General features: G+C 56.2%; 20 protein-coding genes and 1 pseudogene. 14 read left to right on the top strand and 7 right to left on the bottom strand.

Annotation, left to right across the window (positions count from 1 at the left end):
- Nucleotides 1–103 precede the first annotated feature (103 nt).
- The 3 genes from celB to ACOTXC_RS07820 are packed head-to-tail and all read left to right on the top strand — an operon-like array spanning nt 104 to nt 3,801.
- A complete protein-coding gene (gene celB / locus ACOTXC_RS07810; RefSeq protein WP_023306683.1) occupies nt 104–1,423 on the top strand; it encodes a PTS cellobiose transporter subunit IIC in 1,320 nt (439 codons plus the stop codon).
- 3 nt (nt 1,424–1,426) lie between these two features.
- Nucleotides 1,427–2,383, top strand: a complete 957-nt coding sequence (locus tag ACOTXC_RS07815) for a N(4)-(beta-N-acetylglucosaminyl)-L-asparaginase (protein ID WP_058676997.1) — start codon at nt 1,427–1,429, stop codon at nt 2,381–2,383.
- Nucleotides 2,383–3,801: a leucyl aminopeptidase family protein gene (locus ACOTXC_RS07820; RefSeq protein WP_337258160.1), complete on the top strand. Its 1,419-nt coding sequence runs from the start codon at nt 2,383–2,385 to the stop codon at nt 3,799–3,801. Before ACOTXC_RS07815 ends, ACOTXC_RS07820 begins: the two co-directional genes overlap by 1 nt.
- A 76-nt stretch (nt 3,802–3,877) precedes the next feature.
- Here the strand turns inward: ACOTXC_RS07820 and ACOTXC_RS07825 are convergent, their stop codons facing one another.
- The 4 genes from ACOTXC_RS07825 to ACOTXC_RS07840 all read right to left on the bottom strand — a co-directional run bounded on the left by ACOTXC_RS07825 (nt 3,878) and on the right by ACOTXC_RS07840 (nt 8,323).
- Nucleotides 3,878–4,579, bottom strand: coding sequence for a DnaA inactivator Hda (locus ACOTXC_RS07825; RefSeq protein ID WP_211482948.1), 702 nt, complete (start codon nt 4,577–4,579; stop codon nt 3,878–3,880).
- Nucleotides 4,580–4,676: 97 nt separating this feature from the next.
- Nucleotides 4,677–5,966, bottom strand: a complete 1,290-nt coding sequence (gene uraA, locus ACOTXC_RS07830) for a uracil permease (protein ID WP_022648978.1) — start codon at nt 5,964–5,966, stop codon at nt 4,677–4,679.
- Nucleotides 5,967–6,048: 82 nt separating this feature from the next.
- Nucleotides 6,049–6,675: a uracil phosphoribosyltransferase gene (gene upp, locus ACOTXC_RS07835; protein WP_022648979.1), complete on the bottom strand. Its 627-nt coding sequence runs from the start codon at nt 6,673–6,675 to the stop codon at nt 6,049–6,051.
- A gap of 217 nt (nt 6,676–6,892) precedes the next feature.
- Nucleotides 6,893–8,323 carry a 6-phospho-beta-glucosidase gene (locus ACOTXC_RS07840; protein WP_045308563.1) on the bottom strand — a complete coding sequence of 477 codons (1,431 nt, stop codon included), beginning with the start codon at nt 8,321–8,323 and terminating at the stop codon, nt 6,893–6,895.
- A 266-nt stretch (nt 8,324–8,589) separates the two neighbouring features.
- Between ACOTXC_RS07840 and purM the strand changes: the two genes are divergently transcribed.
- The 4 genes from purM (at nt 8,590) to ppx (ending at nt 14,072) form a co-directional block, all read left to right on the top strand.
- Nucleotides 8,590–9,627 (top strand): phosphoribosylformylglycinamidine cyclo-ligase, encoded by a 1,038-nt coding sequence (purM, locus tag ACOTXC_RS07845; RefSeq protein ID WP_063146745.1) that lies wholly within the window; start codon nt 8,590–8,592, stop codon nt 9,625–9,627.
- Nucleotides 9,624–10,265 carry a phosphoribosylglycinamide formyltransferase gene (purN, locus tag ACOTXC_RS07850; RefSeq protein ID WP_023300681.1) on the top strand — a complete coding sequence of 214 codons (642 nt, stop codon included), beginning with the start codon at nt 9,624–9,626 and terminating at the stop codon, nt 10,263–10,265. Before purM ends, purN begins: the two co-directional genes overlap by 4 nt.
- Before the next feature lie 204 nt (nt 10,266–10,469).
- Nucleotides 10,470–12,530, top strand: a complete 2,061-nt coding sequence (gene ppk1, locus ACOTXC_RS07855; RefSeq protein ID WP_006811494.1) for a polyphosphate kinase 1 — start codon at nt 10,470–10,472, stop codon at nt 12,528–12,530.
- 3 nt (nt 12,531–12,533) lie between these two features.
- Nucleotides 12,534–14,072 carry an exopolyphosphatase gene (gene ppx, locus ACOTXC_RS07860; protein WP_003860570.1) on the top strand — a complete coding sequence of 513 codons (1,539 nt, stop codon included), beginning with the start codon at nt 12,534–12,536 and terminating at the stop codon, nt 14,070–14,072.
- On the opposite strand, the gene ACOTXC_RS07865 is transcribed toward ppx, so the two are convergent.
- Entirely contained in the window at nt 14,020–16,317 is a 2,298-nt protein-coding gene (locus ACOTXC_RS07865) for an EAL domain-containing protein (RefSeq protein ID WP_421767542.1), read from the bottom strand. The two genes, ppx and ACOTXC_RS07865, sit on opposite strands and share 53 nt — an antisense overlap.
- Nucleotides 16,318–16,685: 368 nt before the next feature.
- Here ACOTXC_RS07865 and ACOTXC_RS07870 point away from each other — a divergent pair, with 368 nt between their 5' ends.
- Entirely contained in the window at nt 16,686–16,856 is a 171-nt protein-coding gene (locus ACOTXC_RS07870) for a YfgG family protein (protein ID WP_017383512.1), read from the top strand.
- On the opposite strand, the gene ACOTXC_RS07875 is transcribed toward ACOTXC_RS07870, so the two are convergent.
- Nucleotides 16,853–17,743, bottom strand: a complete 891-nt coding sequence (locus ACOTXC_RS07875; RefSeq protein ID WP_023300684.1) for a LysR family transcriptional regulator — start codon at nt 17,741–17,743, stop codon at nt 16,853–16,855. The genes ACOTXC_RS07870 and ACOTXC_RS07875 overlap by 4 nt on opposite strands.
- A gap of 97 nt (nt 17,744–17,840) precedes the next feature.
- Between ACOTXC_RS07875 and ACOTXC_RS07880 the strand changes: the two genes are divergently transcribed.
- The 3 genes and pseudogenes from ACOTXC_RS07880 to ACOTXC_RS07890 all read left to right on the top strand — a co-directional run bounded on the left by ACOTXC_RS07880 (nt 17,841) and on the right by ACOTXC_RS07890 (nt 20,345).
- Nucleotides 17,841–19,070 carry an MFS transporter gene (locus tag ACOTXC_RS07880; RefSeq protein ID WP_193543635.1) on the top strand — a complete coding sequence of 410 codons (1,230 nt, stop codon included), beginning with the start codon at nt 17,841–17,843 and terminating at the stop codon, nt 19,068–19,070.
- Nucleotides 19,071–19,121: 51 nt separating this feature from the next.
- Entirely contained in the window at nt 19,122–19,589 is a 468-nt protein-coding gene (locus ACOTXC_RS07885) for a DUF6130 family protein (protein WP_003860582.1), read from the top strand.
- A 10-nt stretch (nt 19,590–19,599) separates the two neighbouring features.
- Nucleotides 19,600–20,345 (top strand): annotated as a pseudogene (locus ACOTXC_RS07890) (alpha/beta fold hydrolase).
- Nucleotides 20,346–20,475: 130 nt separating this feature from the next.
- On the opposite strand, the gene ACOTXC_RS07895 reads toward ACOTXC_RS07890, so the two are convergent.
- A complete protein-coding gene (locus tag ACOTXC_RS07895; RefSeq protein ID WP_058676992.1) occupies nt 20,476–21,312 on the bottom strand; it encodes a MipA/OmpV family protein in 837 nt (278 codons plus the stop codon).
- Nucleotides 21,313–21,517: 205 nt separating this feature from the next.
- Between ACOTXC_RS07895 and ACOTXC_RS07900 the strand changes: the two genes are divergently transcribed.
- From ACOTXC_RS07900 to ACOTXC_RS07910, 3 genes are all read left to right on the top strand, one after another.
- Nucleotides 21,518–22,195, top strand: a complete 678-nt coding sequence (locus ACOTXC_RS07900) for a response regulator (RefSeq protein WP_038416495.1) — start codon at nt 21,518–21,520, stop codon at nt 22,193–22,195.
- Nucleotides 22,195–23,583, top strand: coding sequence for a sensor histidine kinase (locus tag ACOTXC_RS07905; protein ID WP_421767543.1), 1,389 nt, complete (start codon nt 22,195–22,197; stop codon nt 23,581–23,583). Before ACOTXC_RS07900 ends, ACOTXC_RS07905 begins: the two co-directional genes overlap by 1 nt.
- Nucleotides 23,584–23,750: 167 nt before the next feature.
- Nucleotides 23,751–24,230, top strand: coding sequence for an RrF2 family transcriptional regulator (locus tag ACOTXC_RS07910; RefSeq protein WP_003860591.1), 480 nt, complete (start codon nt 23,751–23,753; stop codon nt 24,228–24,230).
- Nucleotides 24,231–24,262: the final 32 nt, after the last annotated feature.

Here is a 24,262-nt window from a genome sequence, read left to right on the forward strand (position 1 = left end):
AGCGAATGCTTTGTGACCGATTTCACCTTTCGCTCGCCGCGCTTCACTGATAATCCACAGACATAACATAAACAACACCTCTCAATCTTGTACGGAGTTCACAATGAACAATGTTCTGGGATTTCTTGAAGCAAAACTGATGCCGCTGGCGGCGAAAACGGCCCAGCAGCGTCATCTTGGGGCCATTCGTGGGGCCTACGTTTCATTCATGCCGTTTATCATCGTCGGCTCCATCCTGCTGGTGATCTCCTCCTTCCCGAATCAGGCCTATCAGCAGTTTATGTCTCAGGCCTTTGGTGAGAGCTGGAGTGCGATTATAGAGATTCCATTCAACGCGGTATTCTCAACCATGTCGCTGTTTATCAGCTTCCTGGTGGCCTACCGCCTGGCTGAGCACTATGGCGAGGACCGCATCTCCTGCGGCATCCTGGCGCTGGTCGCCTTCCTGATCCTGACGCCCTTTATCAAAGTGGCGGAAAACGGCGGCATTACCGTGATGCCGGTGGAGTGGATTGGCAGCAAAGGGTTGTTTGTGGCGATGATCGGTTCCCTGCTGTGGACGGAACTGTTCTGCTGGCTGAAGCGCAAAAAACTGGTCATCAAAATGCCGGACGGCGTACCACCGGCGGTGCAGGAGTCGTTCGCGGCGCTGATCCCGGCCCTGCTGGTGATGATTCTGGTGCTTATTATCCGCATCATCTTCGAAAACACCCACTACCACACCATCCACCAGTTTATTTATGAAGTGGTTGCCACCCCGGTGCGCCACTACGGTACCTCTTATTTCGGTGCGCTGATGACCGTATTCAGTATCACCATTCTGTGGTCAGTGGGCATTAACTCCGGTTCGATGATCAACGGCATTATTCGCCCGCTGTGGATGGAAAACCAGACCGACAACATCGCCGCGATCCAGGCGGGAACGACGCCGCCGCACATCATCACCGAACAGTTTTTTGACATGATCTGGATGGGCGGCGCGGGCGCCACGCTGTCGCTGGTGATAGCGATGCTGATTTTCGCCCGCAGCAAAAACATGCGTGAGGTGGCGCGCCTCGGCGCAGGAGCCTCGGTATTTAACATCAACGAACCGATCCTGTTTGGCCTGCCGGTGATCATGAACCCGATCATGCTCATCCCGTTTAATCTGGTGCCGCTGGTGCTGGTCACCGTGCAGTATGCGGCGATGAAAATTGGCGCGGTCGCCGTCACCACCGGGGTGTTTATTCCCTGGACCCTGCCGCCGGTTATCAGCGGCTTTATCGTCACCGGGCACCTGAGCGGCAGCGTGATGCAGCTGATCAACCTGCTGATTGGCGCCATGCTGTACCTGCCTTTCATGCGTATCGTGGATAAACAGTACCGCGCCGCGGAGCTGACTACCGCTACGCAACCCGACACCACCCTTGCAAAACAGGAGTAAAGCATGTGGGGAATTATCGCAACCTGGCGAATGGCACTTGAAGGGGTAACGGAATCCGCGTCTGCCCTGGCGGCGGGAAAACCGGTCGCTTCGGCGGTGGTCGATGCCGTCGCTGCCGTGGAAGACTTTCCGCTGTATAAATCCGTCGGCTACGGTGGCCTGCCGACCGAGAACGGCGAGGTGGAGCTGGACGCGGCGTATATGGACGGCGACACGCTGGCGTTCGGCGCCGTGGGGAATCTGGTGGATATCGCCAACCCGGTGCGCGTGGCGCACGCGCTCAGCCGTCAGCGCTATAACAGCCTGCTGGTCGGCCAGGGCGCGCGCGAATGGGCGCTGTGCCAGGGCTTTGCCGACAAAACCATGCTCACGGATCGCGCCATGCAGCACTACCGCAAGCGCTGCCGCGAAACGCTGGATAAGGGGTTAAGCCCCTACGACGGACATGACACCGTCGGCATCATTGGCCTTGATAAACAGGGTTCGATGAGCGTCGCCACCTCCACCAGTGGCCTGTTTATGAAAAAACGCGGTCGCCTCGGTGACTCACCCATCATCGGCTCCGGCTTTTACTGCGACAGCGAAACCGGCGCGGCCACCGCCACAGGCGTCGGTGAAGACCTGATGAAGGGCTGTACCAGCTACGAAATCGTTCGCCGGATGGCGCAAGGGATGACGCCGCAGCAGGCGGCGGATTCAGTCGTATTCGAACTGGAAGACAAGCTGATGTCGCGCTTCGGTCGCGCGGGCGATCTCTCCGTGGTGTGCATGAACAGCAAAGGAGAATTTGGCGCCGCGACTAACATAAAAACCTTCTCGTTCGTGGTGGCGACGGCTCGCCAGCCCCTCACCGTTTTTCGTACTGAACGCCTGCGGGAGAAAACGCACTATCACGCGGTAGATGAGGAGTGGATGCAGGCCTATGCCGCACGGATCCGCGCGCCGATTGAGGAATCATGATGATCACTTACCAGTTTATCAACGCGCTTTCAGACGCGAAGCCGAACAGCCATTTGATTGCGCGCGCTGACAGTTCCCTGTTACCGGATAGCGCTCTTATCGCTGAAATGCGCCAGCAGAGCACCGTCGCGGACGCGCGCTTTGGCTGCGCGCCGTTTGCGCGCATTACTCTGTTGCCGGACACGATCTGGCATGACGCCCTGACCGAAGGGTTGCTCACCGCCCTGCGACCGCTGCTTACCGCCCCCGCCAGCGCCGAACTCGTGCTGGACGTGACGGATATCGACGATGTGGTGCTGGCGCAGGTGCTGCGTTTTCTCTTTAATCAGGCGCACAGGCTCAGTGACCTGAAGCTGAAGAAGACGGACGAAGCGGTGCGTCTTACCTGCATCACTGCCCTCTGCCTGCCGGAACAGCAGGCGAAGCTGGAGACGACCTTCCGCCAGCAGCAGGCCATTGCGCTCGGCATGATCGCGGCGCGACGTCTGGCGGATATGCCGTCCGACCGCTGCACGCCGCAGTTTGTGGTGGAAGAGGCGCAAAAACTGTGTGCCGCCAGCCCTGCCCTGCGCTGCGAGGTGCTGAACGAAAAAGATATTGCTGAGCAGGGTCTTGGACTGCTGCACGCCGTTGGCAAAGGGGCGACCTGCCCGCCGCGTCTGCTGGCTATTCATTATGATGGTGCCAACGACGGCCCGATGCGCTGCTACGTGGGAAAAGGCATTACCTTTGACACCGGCGGCCTGTGGCTGAAGGAAGGCGCGGGCATGTACACCATGAAATATGACATGTGCGGCGCGGCCAACGTACTGGGGCTGATGCTGACAGTTGCGGAGCTGAAATTACCCGTGCGCATCATGGGCGTGCTGGCGCTGGCGGAAAACGCCATCGGCCCCGACGCCATGCAGCCCGGCACGGTGGCAACAGCCTGTAACGGCACCACCGTTGAAATCAATAATACCGATGCCGAGGGCCGGCTGGTGCTGGCTGACGCCATTGCCTGGGCCAGCCAGCGGTACCCGCAGGCCCGCTACATCATTGATATGGCGACTTTGACGGGCGCAGTGGTGAAAGCGCTGGGGTATGAGCTGAGCGGGCTGATGACCCAGGATGAACCGCTGCGCGCCGCGTTGACGCAGGCAGGAAAACGGAGCGGTGACGAGGTGTGGTCTCTGCCGCTGGACGCACGGCTGAAAAAGCAGACCGACAGCGCGATTGCCGATCTGTGCAACACACCGACTAACAATGCAGCGATAAGCGCCTCGGCGGCGTGGCTGCTGCATCACTTCTGTCAGCCGGCGATCCCATGGGCACATCTGGATATCAGCGGGACGGCGCTGTGGCGTGAGAACGGCAGAAGCGTGGCGTCGGGAAGACCGATTCCGCTGCTGGTTGAGCACCTGATGGGGGATCTTTAGCCCGGTGGCGCTGCGCTTACCGGGCCTACGGGTGCCAAATGTAGGCCGGGTAAGGCGCAGCCGCCACCCGGCATAACTACAGCTTAAGAATATCTTTCACAAACGGAATGGTCAGCTTGCGCTGGGCGGTGATGGAGGCGCGATCGAGCTGATCGAGCGTATCAAAGAGCGTGCGCATCTCCCGATCCAGACGCTTGAGCAGGAAGCGCCCTACGTCTTCCGGCAGTTCAAATCCGCGCAGTCTGGCGCGCAACTGAAGTGCCTGGAGTTTGTCTTCATCCGACAGCGGTTGCAGCTTGTAGATTTGCCCCCAGTCCAGACGAGACGCCAGATCCGGCAGCCCCAGATTGAGCTGACGCGGCGGACGATCGCCGGTGATCAGCAGCCGGGTTTTGCCCGACTCCAGAATGCGGTTGTAGAGGTTAAAGATCGCCATTTCCCACGGCTCGTCTCCCGCCACGCATTCAATATTATCGATGCAGACCAGGGAGAGATGTTCCATGCCCTCCAGCACTTCAGGCACAAACCAGGTGCGTTTATCCAGCGGCACATAGCCTACCGCGTCACCGCGCGCCGAAAGTTCCGCACAGGCGGCATGCAGCAGGTGGCTGCGTCCCGCGCCTTCGCGTGACCAGATATAGATGTATCCGCTGTGTTCCTGGCGCAGCACGTTTTGCAGTGCAGCCAGTAAAGAGGGGTTATCACCCGGCCAGAAACTCGCGAAAGTTTCGTCGTCAGGGAGATAAAGTGGCAGAGAGAGCTGTGCCGGTCCGTTCAGAAATACCTCAACCAGAGATCTTACATAAAATCGGAATGGAGTTTAACACGGAACCAGCAAGGAGAGAACCGGGCGGATCGTCCGCCCGGTTAAAGGATCAATGTGGTGCTTTTTCGCTATCGTCAGCGTCCAGGATTTCTTCTTCCGGACGAATGACCGAGATCAGCTTGAAAATCAGGCTCAGGCCCACGCCGACGATGGTCGCCAGCGCCATACCCTTCAGCTCTGCCGCGCCGATGTGCACCTTCGCGCCGCTCACGCCGATGATCAGGATAACGGAGGTCAGGATCAGGTTCTGCGCCTTGCTGTAATCCACTTTGGATTCAATCAGCACGCGAATACCGGACGCACCGATCACCCCGTAAAGCAGCAGGGAAACGCCGCCCATCACCGGAACCGGGATAATCTGGATCGCCGCCGCCAGTTTGCCGACGCAGGAGAGCAGAATAGCGATGATCGCCGCGCCGCCGATAACCCAGGTGCTGTAGACGCGGGTGATCGCCATTACGCCGATGTTCTCCCCGTAAGTCGTGTTTGGCGTGGAGCCGAAGAAACCGGAGATGATGGTGGAGAAACCGTTGGCAAACATGGAGCGATGCAGGCCCGGGTCGCGGATCAGGTCACGCTTCACGATGTTCGCCGTCACCACCAGGTGGCCAACGTGCTCAGCAATCACCACCAGTGCAGCAGGCAGAATGGTGAAGATAGCAAACCATTCGAAGCGTGGGGTGTAGAAGGTCGGCAGCGCGAACCAGTGTGCCTCGGCAATCGGTGTGGTATCCACAACGCCCATCACGAAGGAGAGCGCGTAACCCGCCAGCACGCCGATCAGGATCGGGATAATCGCCATAAAGCCGCGGAACAGGACGGAACCGAAAACCGTCACGCCCAGCGTCACCAGCGAAATAATAATGGTTTTAGAATCCGGTGACTGACCGTCCGCAGGCAGCAGCCCAGCCATGTTCGCCGCGACACCCGCCAGTTCCAGGCCGATGACGGCAACGATTGCCCCCATTGCCGCAGGCGGGAACATCACGTCCAGCCAGCCGGTACCCGCTTTCTTCACGATGAAGGAGACCAGGCAGAACAGCACGCCGCACATGATAAAGCCGCCCAGCGCGACCTCGTAACCCAGCGGCAGCAACAGCAGTACCGGGGAGATAAACGCGAAGCTCGACCCGAGATAGGCCGGGATTTTGCCTTTACAGATGAAGAGGTAAAGCAGCGTACCGATGCCGTTAAACAGCAGCACGGTAGCCGGGTTAATGTGAAACAGGATTGGCACCAGCACGGTTGCGCCAAACATGGCGAACAGGTGCTGCAAACTAAGCGGGATTGTCTGTAAAAGCGGCGGTCTTTCACTCACCCCGATAGCACGGCGCGTCATAGTGTTTTCCTCTGAGTGTCATTGTTGGTTTTTATTCAAAAAAAAGCCGACTATCAAAGTCGGCTTCTTTATCGTTATTCGATTATTTAGTCCCAAAAATCTTATCGCCGGCATCGCCGAGCCCCGGGATGATGTACCCGTGCTCGTTCAGTCCCTGGTCGACAGACGCGGTATAGAGTTCAACGTCCGGGTGCGCTTTTTCCAGCGCCGCGATACCTTCCGGCGCCGCGACCAGCACCAGCACTTTGATGCTGCTGCAGCCTGCTTGTTTCAGCAGGTCAATGGTGGCGATCATCGAACCACCGGTCGCCAGCATCGGGTCAACTACCAGCGCCATACGCTCATCAATGTTAGAGACCAGCTTCTGGAAGTATGGGACCGGCTCAAGCGTCTCTTCGTTACGGTAGATACCTACCACGCTGATACGCGCGCTTGGGACGTGCTCCAGCACGCCTTCCATCATGCCCAGACCCGCACGCAGGATGGGCACCACGGTAATTTTTTTACCTTTGATCTGCTCAACCTGTACCGGGCCGTTCCAGCCTTCGATGGTCACTTTTTCCGTTTCCAGATCAGAGGTCGCTTCGTAGGTCAGCAGGCTACCCACTTCAGAAGCCAGTTCGCGAAAACGCTTCGTGCTGATGTCATGCTCACGCATCAGGCCCAACTTGTGTTTAACGAGTGGGTGTTTCACTTCCACAATCTTCATTCTCTTTCTCCTCTGAGGTGGCATCCGCAAAAAAATCGCGGGATTATACCGCTTTTTTCGGATTGCGCCATACCCATGTTGCTTGATGTACATCAATCAAAAACAAAAAAGCCGGAGGCTGGGCTCCGGTTTGGGTGCGGGGTCTTGCCCGGTGGCGCTGCGCTTACGCGGGCCTACGTGTAGTGTAGGTCGGGTAAGCGTTAGCGCCACCCGACAATTACAGGTTATCGCCGTTGCTCGCAATCACCTGCTTATACCAGTCGAACGATTTCTTCTTGCTGCGGTTCAGCGTGCCGTTACCTTCGTTATCTTTATCGACAAAGATAAAACCGTAGCGTTTCTTCATCTCGCCAGTGCCGGCAGAGACCAGGTCGATACAGCCCCACGGGGTATAGCCCATCAGATCTACGCCGTCTTCCACCACCGCTTTTTTCATCTCGCGGATGTGGGCGGAAAGGTAGTCGATGCGGTACTGGTCGTTCACCGTGCCGTCGCTCTCCTGCACGTCGATCGCGCCAAAGCCGTTTTCCACAATAAACAGCGGCAGCTGATAGTGATCCCAGAACCAGTTCAGAGAGTAGCGCAGCCCGACAGGATCGATCTGCCAGCCCCAGTCCGATTTCTGCACGTACGGGTTAGAAACCAGGCTCTTGCTCTCGTCGTAATCCAGCGTCGGATTATCCGCCGTCGCTTTGGTGGCGAACGACATGTAGTAGCTGAACCCGATGTAATCCACGCAGCCTTGCGTCAGCGCCACTTTATCTTCTTCGGTGATATCCAGCGCGAAGCCGCGACGTTCAAAGTAGTTGAGCAGATGCTGCGGATACTTGCCGCGCACGTGAACGTCGGTAAACCAGTAGCGGCGATGCATGGCGTTCATCGCCATCATCATGTCGTCCGGGGCACAGGTCAGCGGATAGATGGGGCACATGGCAATCATGCAGCCGATATGCAGTGACGGGTTGATCTCACGCCCCGCTTTCACCGCCAGGGCGCTGGCCACCAGCTCATAGTGCGCCGCCTGGAACATCACCGGCTCGCGATCTTCTCCCGGGGCATATTTCAGCCCGGAGTTGGTAAACGGCGCAAAGTCTTCGTGAAAGTTGGCCTGGTTATTGATCTCGTTAAAGGTCATCCAGTACTTCACTTTATGCTGATAGCGCTCAAAAACGACCTTCGCGAAGCGGACAAAGAAGTCGATCAGCTTACGGTTACGCCAGCCGCCGTATTCCGTTACCAGGTGGAAAGGCATCTCGAAGTGGGAAAGCGTGATCACCGGCTCGATGCCGTGCTTCAGGCACTCGTCGAAAAGATCGTCATAGAATTTGAGTCCCGCTTCGTTCGGCTCCAGCTCGTCGCCTTTCGGGAAGATACGCGTCCAGGCAATGGAGGTGCGGAAGCATTTGAACCCCATCTCGGCAAAGAGTTTGATGTCTTCTTTATAGCGGTGGTAAAAGTCGATGGCTTCGTGGTTTGGGTAATTTTTCCCCTCCAGCACGCCGTTGGTGATTTCACGCGGTACCCCGTGGGCGCCTGCCGTCATGACATCGGCAACGCTAACGCCCTTGCCGCCCTCTTTCCAGCCGCCTTCAAGCTGGTGCGCCGCAACGGCCCCACCCCACAGAAAACCTGCTTTAAATCCTGACATTCGCTTTCCCTCATTCTGCGTTATTTTCTGCAAAAACAGTTACAGAAACCGGTTTCATTTTGATGATGTGCAAAGGGGATAGCCGTTGCAAGCAGATCGCCGAAACCGGTTTCATTTTCGTGAACGGAGTCAAGTTTGTTGCCCTGGACAGTCCGCACAGAAAAAAAGATCCCCGCGCCGAGAATAGGCTCGCAAACGTTTGCCTGGACTGTTAGAATTGCGCCGATTTTTCTTACTAGCTATGCAATCGCGTGGGGATTTAAGCCGTGACCAACAAAACTTCTCTCAGCTACAAAGATGCCGGTGTTGATATTGACGCAGGTAATGCGCTGGTTGACCGAATCAAAGGTGTGGTGAAAAAAACCCGCCGCCCGGAAGTGATGGGTGGCCTGGGTGGATTCGGCGCACTGTGCGCGCTGCCGCAAAAATATCGTGAACCTGTGCTGGTCTCGGGTACGGATGGTGTCGGTACAAAACTGCGCCTGGCGATGGATCTTAAGCGTCACGATACGATTGGTATTGATCTGGTGGCGATGTGCGTCAACGACCTGGTGGTACAGGGCGCTGAGCCGCTGTTCTTCCTGGATTACTACGCGACCGGCAAGCTGGATGTGGATACCGCAGCCAGCGTCATTAACGGTATCGCCGAAGGCTGTCTGCAATCCGGCTGTGCGCTGGTCGGCGGTGAAACCGCAGAAATGCCTGGCATGTATCACGGTGAAGATTATGACGTCGCAGGCTTCTGCGTCGGCGTGGTAGAAAAATCAGAAATTATCGACGGCAGCAAAGTGGCTGACGGCGATGTGCTGGTTGCGCTGGCCTCCAGCGGTCCGCACTCCAACGGCTACTCTCTGGTGCGTAAGATCCTCGAAGTGAGCGGTTGCGACCCGCTGACCACCGAGCTGGACGGCAAACCGCTGGCCGATCACCTGCTGGCCCCGACCCGTATCTACGTCAAAAACGTGCTGGAGCTGATTGAGAACGTTGACGTGCACGCCATCGCTCACCTTACCGGCGGCGGCTTCTGGGAAAACATTCCGCGCGTGCTGCCGGACAATACCCAGGCGGTGATCGACGCCTCTTCATGGCAGTGGCCGCCCGTCTTCAACTGGCTGCAAACCGCAGGCAACGTGAGCGAGCATGAAATGTACCGCACCTTTAACTGCGGCGTAGGTATGGTTATCGCCCTGCCCGCCAGCGAAGCGGATAAAGCGGTTAAGCTGCTGACAGAAAAAGGTGAAAACGCGTGGAAAATCGGTACGATTAAAGCTTCCGATTCCGAACAGCGTGTGGTCATTGAATGAAAAACATCGTGGTGCTCATTTCCGGCAACGGAAGCAATTTGCAGGCAATCATAGACGCCTGCAAACAGAAGAAAATCAATGGCACCATTCGGGCAGTATTCAGCAACAAGGCCGATGCGTTCGGCCTTGAGCGCGCGCGGGAAGCGAACATTCCTGCGCACGCGCTGGAAGCCAGCCAGTTCGCCGGGCGTGAAGCCTTTGACCGTGAGCTGGTGCAGGAGATTGACGCCTACGCGCCTGACGTGGTGGTGCTGGCGGGCTACATGCGTATCCTGAGCCCGGCCTTCGTCGCGCATTACAACGGACGTTTGCTGAATATCCACCCTTCTCTTCTGCCGAAATATCCTGGCCTGCATACCCATCGTCAGGTGCTGGAGAACGGCGATGAGGAGCATGGTACCTCCGTGCATTTCGTTACCGACGAGCTGGACGGCGGTCCGGTCATTTTGCAGGCAAAAGTACCGGTCTTTGACGGTGACAACGAAGACGACGTGACCGAACGTGTACAGGCTCAGGAACATGCCATTTATCCGCTGGTGGTAAGCTGGTTTGTTGACGGCCGTCTTGAGATGCGCGACGGTGCCGCCTGGCTGGACGGCGTGAAGTTGCCCCCGCAGGGTCATGCGGCTGAAGAGTAGTTTGTTCTGTCGGGTGGCGCTGCGCTTACCCGACCTACATATTGCATTACCCGATATTCCCTTCTCCAACCCCCTAAAATCCCCAACAAAAAAAATAACTGTCATACTTTTCTGGCACTGTTGGACATATCGTGGAAATGCTCGCCATAATAAGGACGAGACGGATTTACCACGTCCTGTGATTGAACTGGAGTGTGAGCTGTAATGGGTCAGGAAAAGTTATATATCGAGAAAGAGCTAAGCTGGTTAGCATTCAACGAACGTGTACTTCAGGAAGCGGCCGATAAAAGCAACCCGCTGATTGAGCGTATGCGTTTTTTAGGCATCTATTCCAACAATCTGGATGAGTTCTACAAGGTTCGCTTCGCCGAACTGAAACGCCGAATCATCATCAGCGAAGAACAGGGCTTAAACTCCCACTCGCGGCATCTGCTTGGAAAAATCCAGTCTCGCGTCATGAAAGCCGATCAGGAATTTGATGGCCTCTATAACGAGCTGCTGCTGGAAATGGCACGCAACCAAATCTTCCTGATCAACGAACGCCAGCTCTCCGCGAATCAGCAAAACTGGCTGCGCCACTATTTCAAACACTATCTGCGCCAGCATATCACCCCGATTCTGATCAACCGTGAAACCGATCTGGTGCAGTTCCTGAAAGATGATTACACCTATCTGGCGGTAGAAATCATTCGTGGTGAGACCATTAACTACGCGCTGCTGGAAATACCGTCTGATAAAGTCCCGCGCTTTGTAAATCTGCCGCCGGAAACCCCGCGCCGACGTAAGCCGATGATCCTGCTGGATAACATTCTGCGCTACTGTCTGGACGATATCTTCAAAGGTTTCTTCGATTACGACGCGCTCAACGCCTACTCGATGAAGATGACCCGTGACGCCGAGTACGATCTGGTGCATGAGATGGAGGCCAGCCTGATGGAGCTGATGTCTTCCAGCCTCAAGCAGCGCCTGACGGCAGAGCCGGTGCGTTTTGTCTATCAGCGCGATATGCCGGACGCGATGGTGGAGATGCTGCGCGATAAGCTGACCATCTCCCGCTACGACTCCATAATCCCCGGTGGGCGTTACCACAACTTTAAAGATTTCATTGGCTTCCCGAACGTCGGCAAAGCCAATCTGGTAAACAAACCGCTGCCGCGCCTGCGCCATATCTGGTTCGATAAATTCCGCAACGGGTTCGATGCCATCCGCGAGCGGGATGTGCTGCTCTACTATCCGTATCACACCTTTGAACACGTGCTGGAATTGCTGCGTCAGGCCTCGTTCGATCCGAACGTGCTGGCGATTAAAATCAACATTTATCGCGTGGCGAAAGATTCCCGCATCATCGATGCGATGATCCACGCAGCGCACAACGGCAAGAAAGTGACCGTGGTGGTTGAGCTCCAGGCTCGCTTCGACGAAGAGGCCAACATCCACTGGGCGCGCCGACTGACGGAAGCGGGCGTGCACGTCATCTTCTCCGCGCCGGGGCTGAAGATTCACGCCAAGTTGTTCCTGATCTCCCGTAAAGAGGGCGACGATGTGGTGCGCTACGCCCATATCGGTACCGGGAACTTTAACGAGAAAACCGCGCGTATTTACACCGACTATTCGCTGCTGACTGCCGATGCCCGCATCACCAACGAAGTGCGTCGGGTGTTCAACTTCATTGAGAACCCGTACCGCCCGGTGAGCTTCGATTATCTGCTGGTGTCACCGCAGAACTCACGGCGCCTGCTGTACGATATGATCGACAAAGAGATTGCCAATGCGCAGAACGGCTTGTCGTCCGGCATCACGCTGAAGCTCAACAATCTGGTGGACAAAGGCCTGGTGGATCGCCTGTATGCGGCCTCCAGCTCCGGCGTTCCGGTAAATCTGCTCATTCGCGGCATGTGCTCGCTCATTCCGGAACTGGAAGGCATCAGCGACAACATCCGCGTGATCAGCATTGTGGATCGCTATCTTGAACACGATCGCGTCTATATTTTCGATAACGCCGGTGATAAGCGCGTATACCTCTCGTCCGCCGACTGGATGACGCGTAATATTGATTACCGTATTGAAGTGGCGGCACCGCTGCTGGATCCTCGCCTGAAGCAGCGTATCCTGGACATTATCGAGATCCTGTTCAGCGATACGGTGAAAGCACGTTATATCGACAAAGAACTCAGTAATCGCTATGTACCGCGCGGCAATCGCCGTAAAGTGCGGTCGCAGCTGGCGATTTACGATTACATCAAATCACTTGAGCAACCCGATTAACCTATGCCAATAAACGATAATACCCCACGCCCGCAGGAGTTCGCTGCGGTCGATCTTGGCTCAAACAGTTTCCATATGGTCATCGCCCGCGAGGTGGATGGCGCGATGCAGATCATCGGTCGTCTGAAGCAGCGCGTGCATCTGGCCGATGGGCTCGACGCGCGTAACATGCTGAGCGAAGAGGCAATGGAGCGCGGGCTTAACTGCCTGTCGCTGTTCGCAGAACGTCTGCAAGGCTTTTCGCCGTCCAGCGTCTGCATCGTCGGGACGCATACGCTACGCCAGGCGCTGAACGCGCCGGAATTTCTTAAGCGCGCGGAAAAGGTTATCCCCTACCCGATTGAGATCATCTCTGGTAACGAAGAAGCGCGCCTGATTTTTATGGGCGTGGAGCATACGCAGCCGGAAAAAGGCCGCAAGCTGGTGATTGATATCGGCGGAGGCTCAACCGAACTGGTGATTGGCGAAGATTTCGAGCCGCGTCTGGTTGAAAGCCGCCGTATGGGCTGCGTTAGCTTCGCGCAAATGTATTTTCCGGGCGGCGTCATCACCCGCGAAAACTTCCAGCGCGCGCGCATGGCCGCCGTGCAAAAACTGGAAAATCTGGCCTGGCAGTATCGTATTCAGGGCTGGAACGTGGCGCTGGGCGCATCGGGGTCGATTAAAGCGGCCCATGAAGTGCTGCTGGCGATGGGTGAAAAGGACGGGTTTATTACGCCTGAGCGCCTGGTGAAACTCACCGAAGAGGTGCTTAAGCACAAGAGCTTCGACGCCCTGAGTCTGCCGGGCTTGTCCGACGAGCGTAAAGCGGTGTTCGTACCGGGGCTGGCGATCCTCTGCGGCGTGTTTGACGCGCTGGCGATCAAAGAGCTGCGCCTCTCTGACGGCGCCCTGCGCGAAGGTGTGCTGTATGAGATGGAAGGCCGTTTCCGTCACCAGGATATTCGCAGCCGCACCGCGCAGAGCCTTGCCAACCAGTACAATATCGACCGCGAACAGGCGAAACGGGTGCTGGAAACCACGGTTCAGATGTACGAGCAGTGGGAGGAGCAGAATCCAAAGCTGGCGCATCCGCAGCTGGCCGCGCTGTTAAAATGGGCCGCGATGCTGCATGAGGTGGGGCTGAACATTAACCACAGCGGAATGCATCGCCATTCAGCCTATATTCTGCAAAATAGCGATCTGCCTGGCTTCAACCAGGAGCAGCAAACCATGATGGCGACGCTGGTGCGCTATCACCGCAAAGCCATCAAGCTCGACGATCTGCCGCGCTTTACGCTATTTAAGAAAAAGCAATTCCTGCCACTCATTCAGCTTCTGCGCCTGGGCGTGCTGCTCAATAATCAGCGACAGGCGACCACCACGCCGCCGACGTTGAAGCTTAAAACGGATGACTATCACTGGACGCTGAGCTTCCCGCACGACTGGTTTAGCCAGAACGCGCTGGTGCTGCTGGATCTGGAAAAAGAGCAGCAGTACTGGGAAGCGGTCACCGGCTGGCTGTTGAAGATTGAAGAAGAGAGTTCTGAGGCGGCAGCGTAACGGCTAAGGCGTTCTCCTGAGAAGGCTGTGTTTCGAGCAGCGTATCAAGCTCAACTGGCAATCCAATCAAGTAGCCCTGCACATAATCGATACCTAGCGCGTGCACCGCGCTACGTATCTCTTCTGTTTCCACACATTCTGCCACCACCAGCATTTTCTTCATCCGGGCCAGATGGCAAATGGATGCCACGATCTGGTAATCCAGGCTGTTGCTGACAATATTGCGAATAAAGCCGCCGTCGATTTTGAGAATGTCGGCGTCCACGCTTTTTAACCGCGCATAGCTGGCGTAGCCGGTGCCAAAATCATCAATGGCGATCCGTATTCCCATTTTTTGCAATTGCCTGAGGGTGGATGCCGCCAGATCCGCATGACCAAAGGCGCTACTTTCGGTCACTTCAAAGATCAGCTGCCATGCTTCAACGGCATATCTGGCTAACAGGCGGCTCACTTCAAGCGGGAACTGCGCCCGGTAGACGGTAGAAGGTGCGAGGTTGATGGCAAAGCGCTGGCCCGGCAAACGCTGGCGGTGCTGTGCCAGGAAACTCAACGTACGCTCCAGTACCCATAAATCGACACGCGACGATAAACCAAACTCCTGTGCTATGGGCAGGAACTGCTCGGGAAAGATCAGCGCCCCGTTATCATCACGCATTCGCAGCAGCACTTCGTGGTAATGATCGCCGCGCAGGCCGCGAACGGGCTGAACTAACAGGCTAAAAGCGTTCTGCTCCAGCGCTGTCTGCAAACGGCTCATCATCGCCACCTTATCTTTCAGGCTACGCTGCAAGTGAACAGCCCCGCGCTGCTGAAGATTTTCCGGGTGATTCGTTGAGAGGGAGAGGTCAGCCACGATGCCCAGTTCCCCCAGTACCAGATAGAGGTGATTGACGGGTGAGCGTACATAGCAGTAGCTCACGCCAACCTGAGGCTGCACCGGCATACCATCCCAGATAAAAACAAATTGCTTAATATGCTCGTCCAGCGTCTCAATGCGCTGTTGATGCGACTCCGCCTCCAGTCGCACCGCCATGTCATATCCGGTGAGGTGATAGACTTGCTCTTTTGGCTGAAGGGTGCCATTTATCCATTGCGCCAGCTGCTGCTTATACTGGATCCGTAGCAGTACGCCGTAATTACGCCCCAGCACTTCCAGCTCGGGCACGCGCAGTAAACAGAGCGCCGACCAGGGGTTACTGGCCAGCTCTCGCGACAGCGCCCGCAGGTTGGGCATATGCACCACCGGATCGAGAAAAGCCTGACTGCGGGAGCGAATATTGATGGTCCGCTGACGTGTCGCCAGCATCGACATGTACGTCACAACGAAGGAAAAGACCAGATAGCTGGATGAGGTGATCGCCAGCTGAATGCCATAACCCCCCTGCACCGGAATGTAGTGATAAAAAAAGTGAATCGACACCAGCAGGACCGGCGTCCAGATGATTGACATTAGCTTGTAGCCAAAGCGCATCGCCCCCCAGAGCATCACGGGCATCAGCAGTGACAAAGTGTAGTTGGTGCTGAAAATGGAACTGTTTTCATTCATGGGCAGCAGCAGCATGGCCAGCAACCCACCAAGAGCTAAAAACCACACCACAAACTCAACGGCCGTCACCTTTTTGTCTATTTGCGTGCGGAGCTGGGACATCAGTCCCTTGAAATAGCGCGGATGACGTATCAGGCGGATCAGCAGGTAGCTTAGCGGCACACCCGTCAGCCCGCTCACCAGCAGCCCCTGATAGTTAATAAGGGTCCGAATATTGAGGGGATTCAATCCTGCAAGGCTCTGGCGGCTCTCATAGACCCCGAGATAAACCGCAAACTGAAATAGCACCAGAAAAAGCGTTGCCGGGCAAAACACCTGCCAGAAGATACGTTGCCCCATCAGGCGTATGTCACCGTAAGCGGTCATATTGCGTCGGGGCGCAAACACGCGGTAACCGCCCCAGCTGAGCACCAGGGGGACGATAAAATGTAGAATGCCGGTCACGGTTTCAAACAGCCCAACGGACGGGTAATAACGTAAAAACAGCGACACCACCACTCCGGGAAGGGCTTCCAGGCCAAAGAACAACATCAGCGTCAGCAGAAAGGAGAGCGGGAGATAATAGAGCGCAACGATACCGTCGCCCAGCTGCGTTAAGGTATTAGCCACACTAAGCACCGGGAGTAACACGACGGGTAATATAAGAGGAAGTGCCCACCAGCGGTCTTTATTTTGCTTCAGGATGTGGTGAATATTCATAGATGCTCGTTTACAACCCTTGCGCTCCAGAGGGTAAATGAAGACAGGCATCCAACCTGACGTACACGATGCCCGGAAAATTCCTGGCAAGCACAGTGGAGGTGGGATTTTAAATATCAACGACGAGATGCCGTTGACCTAAATCAAATTAATTTATCTGAATAAACATTTCTTACGTTTTATTTGAATATTTTTCCTGTAATTATCAATGCGATAAATAAAAGCGTTGTTTTTAATAACATAAATTAATGTAAGCATTGACGGTATTTTACATTTCGCTGAATTGACCCCGACTTGCGGCTGTGCCTTAATAGCCGTATCGCCCAAAAGGGTATACTCAGGAAAAGAAAGTGAGTCAGGCTACGCGTATGCGAAAACGACATCGATTTAACACCCGGATGACCCGCATCATACTGCTCATCAGTTTCCTGTTTTTCTTTGGCCGCTTTGTTTATTCCTCCATTGGCGCCTGGTATCACCATCAGGACAAAATTCAGTCGCAGCAATCAGGTCTTGTAGTGGATTCGCCCGAGCGCTAACGTCCATGTTCACGCTGTAACAGCCGAATAATCACCGTCATCCCTTTGCTGAGGATCTTATCCTGACGCATCACTATCGCCAGTTGCCGGCGCAGAACGGGCGTTAACGATTGAACGCGTAATCCCTCCCGGTCGTCGGCATGCTCCACCGCCATTCGCGGCACAATACTGTAGCCCAGCCCTGCACGTACCATGCGTTTGATGGCCTCAATACTGCCAAGCTGCATAACCGGTGAGACGGCTAGTCCGCGGGCTTCAAACCAGCCGTCAATCAACGTTCGCGTACCGCTGCCCGACTCAAACGCAATGAGCGGCTGAGCGTATAAAGAGTCTGGCGTAAACTGCTCCCCTTCTTCCAGCTGAACCTGCGCGCTAATCCAGACAAACTCTTCCTCCATCGCGTGCATAATCGCCAACGTACGACCGCTCGCCGGTAGCGTGACCAGCCCCATATCCAGCCGATTCTCCTCAATCGCCCTGACGATATCCGGCGTATTTCCCGTCGTCACTCCGATCCGTAACAGGGGATACTCCTCACGAAGCTGCTGCAACAGCGCTGGAAGCAGATGAATACAGGCCGTCGCGCCCGTGCCGAGCGTGATGGTGCCGCTCACTTCCTGATTGAACGCGCTAACCGAACGAATTGTCTCCTCGACCGCCAGTTCAAGACGTTCACCGTGCACCCGTAGCGCCTCACCGGCAGCAGTGGCTTTGATTCCACGCCCCGTACGTTCGATCAGCCGCGTCTGAAGAAACTGCTCTAGCTGGCGTATTTGCAGGCTGACGGCGGGCTGGGAAATACCCATTACATCTGCTGCCGCAGAAAAGCTGCCGCGTTGAACGACCAGACGAAAAGTGGCGAGGTGTCCCAGATTGAGCGTCGTCATGCAAAGTTTCTCTTATACGGTGAATAAGGATACGGCTCTGCCAGCACAATACCGCGCCCTGTATGCTCGGGACAACTGCCTAACGGAATGAAAAATAATGGAAACACCTGCACTCCCTCGCCGTCTTGCGCTCACTGCGGGATGTAATCAGCTCATTAACTGGGGGATCTCCTTTTACATGCCGGGAACCTTTGCTCATGCCATTACAGCAGACCGAAGCTGGTCGTCCCTCGAAATCTATCTCGGCCTGACGCTGGCCATGCTGGTTATGGCTATTGTCTCGCCGTTTGTCGCTCCTCTGCTGGCGCGTTTTGGTGGACAAAGGGTGGTAATGAGCGGGACCTTGCTGATCGCCGTAAGCTGTCTGTCAATGGCCTTTACGCCCACACTTTCAGGCTGGTATGGCGCCTGGTTGCTGACCGGCATCGGGATGCGCCTGTCGCTGTATGATGCGCTTTTCTCTGCTCTTGTGAACCTATACGGACCGCAGGCACGCAGGACAATCTCTCGTGTCACCCTGGCGGGCGGGCTGGCGTCCGCTGTCTTTTGGCCGCTGGGAGACGCCTTACTGAACGTGATGGGTTGGCAGGATGCGCTGAAGATCTACGCCCTGTTCGGTCTGCTCAGTGCCCTGCTTCTTCGGCGCTTCCCGCGCCAGCGCTTTACGGTCAAGCCCAAAGCATGTACGCAGGTCTCCCCTCATGACAGGCGTAACGGCTGGCTTTATGCAACCTTCATTGCTCTCATCACCTTCGTCTCTAACGGCACCTCTACCCACCTTCCCGAATTTATCGCCAGCTTCGGCCTGCCGGTCGCCGTCGGCATGCTGTGGGGAATGGGGCAGACCGGTGCGCGCCTTATGGAGGTGCTGGCAGGGGCGCGCATCACTCCGCTAAAACTGACGCTTTTCACTGCGCTCGCCATGCCGCTTTGTTTTCTCATCGGACTGAGCAGCGACATGCTGGCCTGGTGTGCCGCCGGATTTGTGTTCGGCTTTGGTGCCATTAACGGGCTGGTGACTATCGTCAAAGCGACGCTACCCCTGGAACTGTTTAGTACAGAGCGCTATGCCAGCCGCACCGGGCTGCTGCTTATTCCAGGCCAACTGATGGCAGCCGCCTCTCCGTTTGCGTATGCGTGGCTGAATAAGTCGCTGGGTATAACAGGCGGAATGTGGGTTTCCGCAGGACTGACGCTGGTCATTGCGGGGTTCGCAGTGGCGCTCGTGCGCAGCCCAGGCAAACAAACTGTATCGCACTGTATCCCGAGCGCTACGCTGACAAACCGGTACAAAACGCCCGCAAAAGCAAACATCCCCGATACATAAAAATGGTCTTCTGTGTCCCTCGCCATAATAAACTGATGAGGAGAGCCACAGATGATTCGTCGATATTTCCTGCTTCCTGTATTTGCGCTGACGTCCTTTGCTGGCGCACTGGCCGCACCGTTGGATGGCCTGAGCGCCGCTGATGTTAATGGCCCGGCCGCCGTAGCACCGCAGGAAAAACCCCAGCCGCCAGCAAAACTGATCGTCGACCCACCGCTGGCGGGACCGCTGAGTAAAGGTGCGGTCTTTATTCAGTACCGCGTCGAAAACCTGCGCATTGAACCTGTATTTGGACCCGACGCGCTGAAAGTCACTCCGCGTATCGGCCATATTCACGTAGTGGTGGATGACGCGCCCTGGCACTGGGCTGATACCAGCGGCGAGCCGGTGATCCTGGTCGGGCTGCCCGCCGGGAAACACAAGGTAACCATCATCGTTGCCGACCCGACGCATAAGCCCATCGACCATAAAACCGTTGAATTCACCGTACCGCCCCACGCGGCGGTTCATCACTTTTAAGGAGCCTGTTATGAAAGCATTGTCTGTATTAACAGCGGCGCTGCTGGCGGTTTCCACCAGCGCGCTGGCAGAGACGAAAGCCAGCGTGGTGCTGGTGCACGGGGCGTTTGCCGACGGGAGCAGCTGGAATAAGGTGATCACCCGGCTGCAAAAACACCATACCGAGGTCATTGCGGTACAACTTCCGCTCACGTCTCTGAAAGATGATGTCGCCGCCACGCAGCGTGCTATTGCCCGGGCTCATGGGGATGTGGTGCTGGTCGGTCACTCCTGGGGCGGGACGGTAATCAGCGAGGCGGGAAACAATGCCCGCTGAAGTCACTGGTTTACGTTGCCGCTTTTGCGCCGGATTCCGGCCAGTCGACGGCAGAACTGGCAAATAGCTTCCCTGCTCCGCCAGGGAGCGCCAGCCTCGCTAAAACGGCAGAGGGGTATTTATATCTGCCGACAAAAGCGGTCAGCGAGAATTTTGCCCCTGACGTGAAGGACGTTGAGCGCAGCGTGATTGCCGCGACGCAGAGCCCCATTAAGGCCAATGCGTTTGGGGAGAAAGTCGCGCATGCCGCCTGGCATGACAAACCGAGCTGGTATGTGGTCAGCAAAAATGACCGGATGATCAATCCTGAGCTTGAGCGCGCAATGGCGAAGAAAATCAACGCCAACACCACGGAGGTTGCGGCAAGCCATGTATCGATGGTCAGCCAGCCGGACGTTGTTACCCGTACGATTGAACAGGCGTTATCGGGTCAACAGTGATAAAAAAAGCCCGCATGATGAACGGTCCGACTTCGGGCCACGCCATCCTACGGGCTTTATGTACTTCCGGCTCCTGTAACGGGGTTATGTGCGGTTTTGTCACAAACGCGCCTTCGCCCTCACTGAACCATCAGAAGCTATACGTCACCTTCAAACTTCCCACAGGAGACGTTTTTCGCTGAACAATGGGGCTATCGCCCGCCTCTCCCGTCAGCTGCGTAACGCCAGCTGCGGCAAGCAGGCTCCAGCGGGAGGTGAGCTTATGGGTCCAGTCCAGGTTCAGCGAATAGGCGTATATGCCCGATCCGGCATCATGTCGGGCAAATCCCGATGCGGCCGACTGGGCGGCGCTGACCCCGTAGTACGTTTGCATGTACTTGCTGGATCCCCAGCTGCCGGTCAGCGCCAGCGTCACCGAGTTTTCAGGAGAGGTGTAGAGCGGGCTGGCAATGCCGAAGTGCACAGCCTCACCGTTGTCTCTTTCCGAAACCGGGACCTCAGCCTGCAGCTGCACGTTAAGCCAGTCAGTTACCCTGTACCCCAGCCCCGGCACAACGACGGCTGAGCCTTTGACGTCACCCATCCCCCGCAGATAGTCGCTGCCGGAGGCGATTGAATCGCTGCTTACGTCGCGATCCTTACGTCCTGCGCGATAGCTCAGCGCAGCGCTGTAATCCAGGTTGCCAACGCGGTTGCCGTAGCCGAGCCCGCGGGTGGTACTGATAAAGAACCCATTTGCCATCGCGTAATCAACCACCTGAGCCGCAGTAACGCGGCTCTTATCCGAACCGGAATAGCGTGGCGCAACATCCACGCCGCCCCCCAGGGTTAACACGTTGTCCTGGCGCTGCCCGGCCGCCAGCGCCGGGGTAGCCAGTAACGCCAGGACGGCCCCCGACAGGATGCTTTTCACGCTGCGACCGATGAGTGAACGGGGGAACCTGTGACGCAGTTTGCAGTTTCTCATTAAAGAAGCCCTTTTGGATTCAGATGGTTACGATTCAAGCGGTGTTAAACGCCAGCGCGCTCATTCTGAATACCCTCCCTAAGGTTCTTATGAGCCGAAAATGAAGAAACGCTGAAGCACGTGCTGGTTCTGTAAAGTTGAATGATTTCCTGATACCGTTTTTTTCTTAAGCTGTTCTTCATCCACTGCTGATACCGTTACCTTTGTGAAAATTCTACTAATTGAAGACGACCTGGATCTCGGCAACGGCGTACGTTTCGCCCTTGCAGATCAAGGATTTGATGTCATATGGGTACGCCGGAAAGAGGATGCGCTGCATCAGCTTGAGCTCTGCGTGCCGGAGCTTATCCTGCTCGACCTGGGGCTGCCCGATGGCGATGGCATGAGCCTGATGACGCGTCTGCGTCAGCAGCTCCGGGGGATCCCCGTCATTATCCTGACGGCGCGAGGCACGCTGCAGGACCGCCTGTGCGGGCTGGACGCGGGCGCGGACGACTATCTGGTCAAACCTTTTGTTCTCGCCGAGCTGCTGGCACGCGTGAGAGCCCTTGCGCGACGCAGTTACGGTTTTGAAAATGAGGCAATAGAAATTCGCGGTTTGTCGCTTCATATTCCGACGCGTCGCGTAACGGTGAGCGCACGCCACGTTGAGCTGACGGCAAGCGAATATGCGCTGCTTGAAACGTTAATGCTGCGCGCCGATCGCGTGCTTACGCGGCGGTATCTGGAAGAGAGGATATTCGGCACGAAAGAAAATCTCAGCAACGCGCTCGACGTGCATATGGGTAACCTGCGGCGAAAAATTGGCGATGGCTTTGTGCGAACGGTGCGGGGCGTAGGGTACGTCATTGATACCGTACCGGTTCAGAAGGCGGCAGGTTGATGCGTAATTTTTGGTACCGCCTCAGGCTCCCTACGCTGGTCAGGCGAATGCTGGTCGCCCAGATGCTGCTGCTTACGTTGCTCTGGTGTTTCTTTTTAACCTTCATTTTGCTGGAGGACCTGCGCAGCCCTCCAATACTCACGGGCAGTGAGACTTACGAAACCCTCTTTTCCCTTGTTGAGAGCATGGAGGATAGGCCGCAGGCGCGTAATGAGGTGCTGGCCGCGTTCAGCAAGGCGCTGCGGGAGGGGTATGGCGGCGGTGAAGATCCGGAACTCGCTATCAACCTGATCGTTCGCAAGCATAATGAGATTATTTTTTCTTCGCGTGGCGCGCCAACGGAGGTGAAAAATAGCCGCCTGGGGGAAATGCAGCGCGTCCGGACCGGAGACCACACCTGGACGAGCCGCACGCTCAAATCCGCGCGCTCCGACGTTGAAGTCACCCTTTTCACCCCGGCTGGCAGCTGGAATTTCTTTATCTACCTGAACTCGCGCGGCTATTACGTCATGCCGCTGCTGGTATGCATCCCTTTTCTTCTTTTTCCCGCGTGGCTGTCAATCCGCATCGCGATGCGCCCCTGGAACAGGGTTGTGAATGAAATTTCATTGCGCACGCCAGACGATCTCTCTCCCTTAAAAGCCGTTCCCAGGCACAGGGAGCTGCGCCAGACGGTGGACGCGATTAATGACTTTCTCGCCAGGGTGCGGAAAAGCGCCGAAAGGGAAAGGGTATTTATTGCCGATGCCGCGCACGAGCTGCGTACGCCGCTGGCCGCGATGCGAATCAACGTCGAGGCGCTGCAGTCCTGGGTCATCAGCGAAAGCCAGCAGGAGCTGCTTGCAGGCATTGTTCGCAGCAATAGCCGTGCTGCTCGTCTCGTCAATCAGCTTCTGCTGATGAAGCACAGCGAAGCGCACATCGACACGGTAATGGAGCCTGTGCCGCTGACAACGCTTATTCAGGAGCGAATGGCCGCACTGGAGCCGCTGGCATCGGCACGCGGGATTGAGTTTGAATTCTTCGGTGACGATGAAATCCATGTCGCAGGCATTCGGGAACGTCTGGTGTCGCTGATCGACAATTTAATTGAGAATGCCGTGAAGTACAGCCCTGAGGGTGGACGCATTGAGGTACAACTGCAATCGCGTGATACGTCCGCTCAGCTGCGCGTCTCAGACGCGGGCCCCGGTATCCCGGTTGAACTGCGGGAGCGCGTGTTCGACAGATTTTTCCGCGATCCTAATCAGACCCAAAGCGGGAGTGGACTGGGGCTTGCCATCGTCAAAGCCGTTACGCAGCAACACAACGGCAGGGTCAATCTGAATACGTCAGCCGAAGGTGGTCTTATGGTGACCGTTGATTTCCCGAATCCGGCGTTCGCATGAACGTAAACCCGGCGCTACACGTCCTGACATGTGTCAGCGCAGCGTTACTTCACGTATGCCGCAGATTGCTTCAATAAAATTACCGTATTTGTTATATTGTTACTTACTGATTATTCACCTCTGCGGTGCCAAAAAGAACAAGATTCACCGCAACCCAGGACAGAAAAATGTTAGATTACCGCTTCCCGACAGCTTTGCAGATGGTTCTCAGCGTAGCGATGGCGGAGCAATCGGGTGAACGTTCGACGAGTGCAATCCTGGCTTACGGCCTGGAAGCGAATCCGAGCTTTATCCGCAAATTAATGGTTCCTCTCGCCCGGGACGGCATTATCGTCTCCACGCTTGGCCGCAACGGCTCTATTCACCTTGGCCGCCCGGCTGAAGAGATCACCCTGCGTGATATCTACCTTTCCGTCACTGAAGATAAAAAGCTGTGGGCGTCCCGTCCTGACGTCCCGGCCCGCTGTGTGGTCAGCGCCAACGCCTGCTGGTACTTCAAATCAATCGCTGATGAAGCAGAGCAGGCTTCGTTAGCGGTTTTAGCGCGCCATACCGTCGCCAGCGCGCTGGAAGAGGTGAAAAAAGCCGATACCAGCGGGTGCGATCCGGTGCCGGAACTCTGTACGCAGCATAAAAAAGCGCCTTAATCCTGACGGATTGCGAAAAAAAAGCCGCCTTC

It is taken from the genome of Enterobacter cloacae complex sp. IR5428, from assembly GCF_049238585.1.
GTDB lineage: Bacteria > Pseudomonadota > Gammaproteobacteria > Enterobacterales > Enterobacteriaceae > Enterobacter > Enterobacter intestinihominis.

Coding starts and splice junctions, on each gene's coding strand:
- celB (WP_023306683.1), top strand. CDS start 104: ATGAACAATGTTCTGGGATTTCTTGAAGCAAAACTGATGCCGCTGGCG.
- ACOTXC_RS07815 (WP_058676997.1), top strand. CDS start 1,427: ATGTGGGGAATTATCGCAACCTGGCGAATGGCACTTGAAGGGGTAACG.
- ACOTXC_RS07820 (WP_337258160.1), top strand. CDS start 2,383: ATGATCACTTACCAGTTTATCAACGCGCTTTCAGACGCGAAGCCGAAC.
- uraA (WP_022648978.1), bottom strand. CDS start 5,966: ATGACGCGCCGTGCTATCGGGGTGAGTGAAAGACCGCCGCTTTTACAG.
- upp (WP_022648979.1), bottom strand. CDS start 6,675: ATGAAGATTGTGGAAGTGAAACACCCACTCGTTAAACACAAGTTGGGC.
- ACOTXC_RS07840 (WP_045308563.1), bottom strand. CDS start 8,323: ATGTCAGGATTTAAAGCAGGTTTTCTGTGGGGTGGGGCCGTTGCGGCG.
- purN (WP_023300681.1), top strand. CDS start 9,624: ATGAAAAACATCGTGGTGCTCATTTCCGGCAACGGAAGCAATTTGCAG.
- ppk1 (WP_006811494.1), top strand. CDS start 10,470: ATGGGTCAGGAAAAGTTATATATCGAGAAAGAGCTAAGCTGGTTAGCA.
- ppx (WP_003860570.1), top strand. CDS start 12,534: ATGCCAATAAACGATAATACCCCACGCCCGCAGGAGTTCGCTGCGGTC.
- ACOTXC_RS07865 (WP_421767542.1), bottom strand. CDS start 16,317: ATGAATATTCACCACATCCTGAAGCAAAATAAAGACCGCTGGTGGGCA.
- ACOTXC_RS07870 (WP_017383512.1), top strand. CDS start 16,686: ATGCGAAAACGACATCGATTTAACACCCGGATGACCCGCATCATACTG.
- ACOTXC_RS07875 (WP_023300684.1), bottom strand. CDS start 17,743: ATGACGACGCTCAATCTGGGACACCTCGCCACTTTTCGTCTGGTCGTT.
- ACOTXC_RS07880 (WP_193543635.1), top strand. CDS start 17,841: ATGGAAACACCTGCACTCCCTCGCCGTCTTGCGCTCACTGCGGGATGT.
- ACOTXC_RS07885 (WP_003860582.1), top strand. CDS start 19,122: ATGATTCGTCGATATTTCCTGCTTCCTGTATTTGCGCTGACGTCCTTT.
- ACOTXC_RS07895 (WP_058676992.1), bottom strand. CDS start 21,312: ATGAGAAACTGCAAACTGCGTCACAGGTTCCCCCGTTCACTCATCGGT.
- ACOTXC_RS07905 (WP_421767543.1), top strand. CDS start 22,195: ATGCGTAATTTTTGGTACCGCCTCAGGCTCCCTACGCTGGTCAGGCGA.
- ACOTXC_RS07910 (WP_003860591.1), top strand. CDS start 23,751: ATGTTAGATTACCGCTTCCCGACAGCTTTGCAGATGGTTCTCAGCGTA.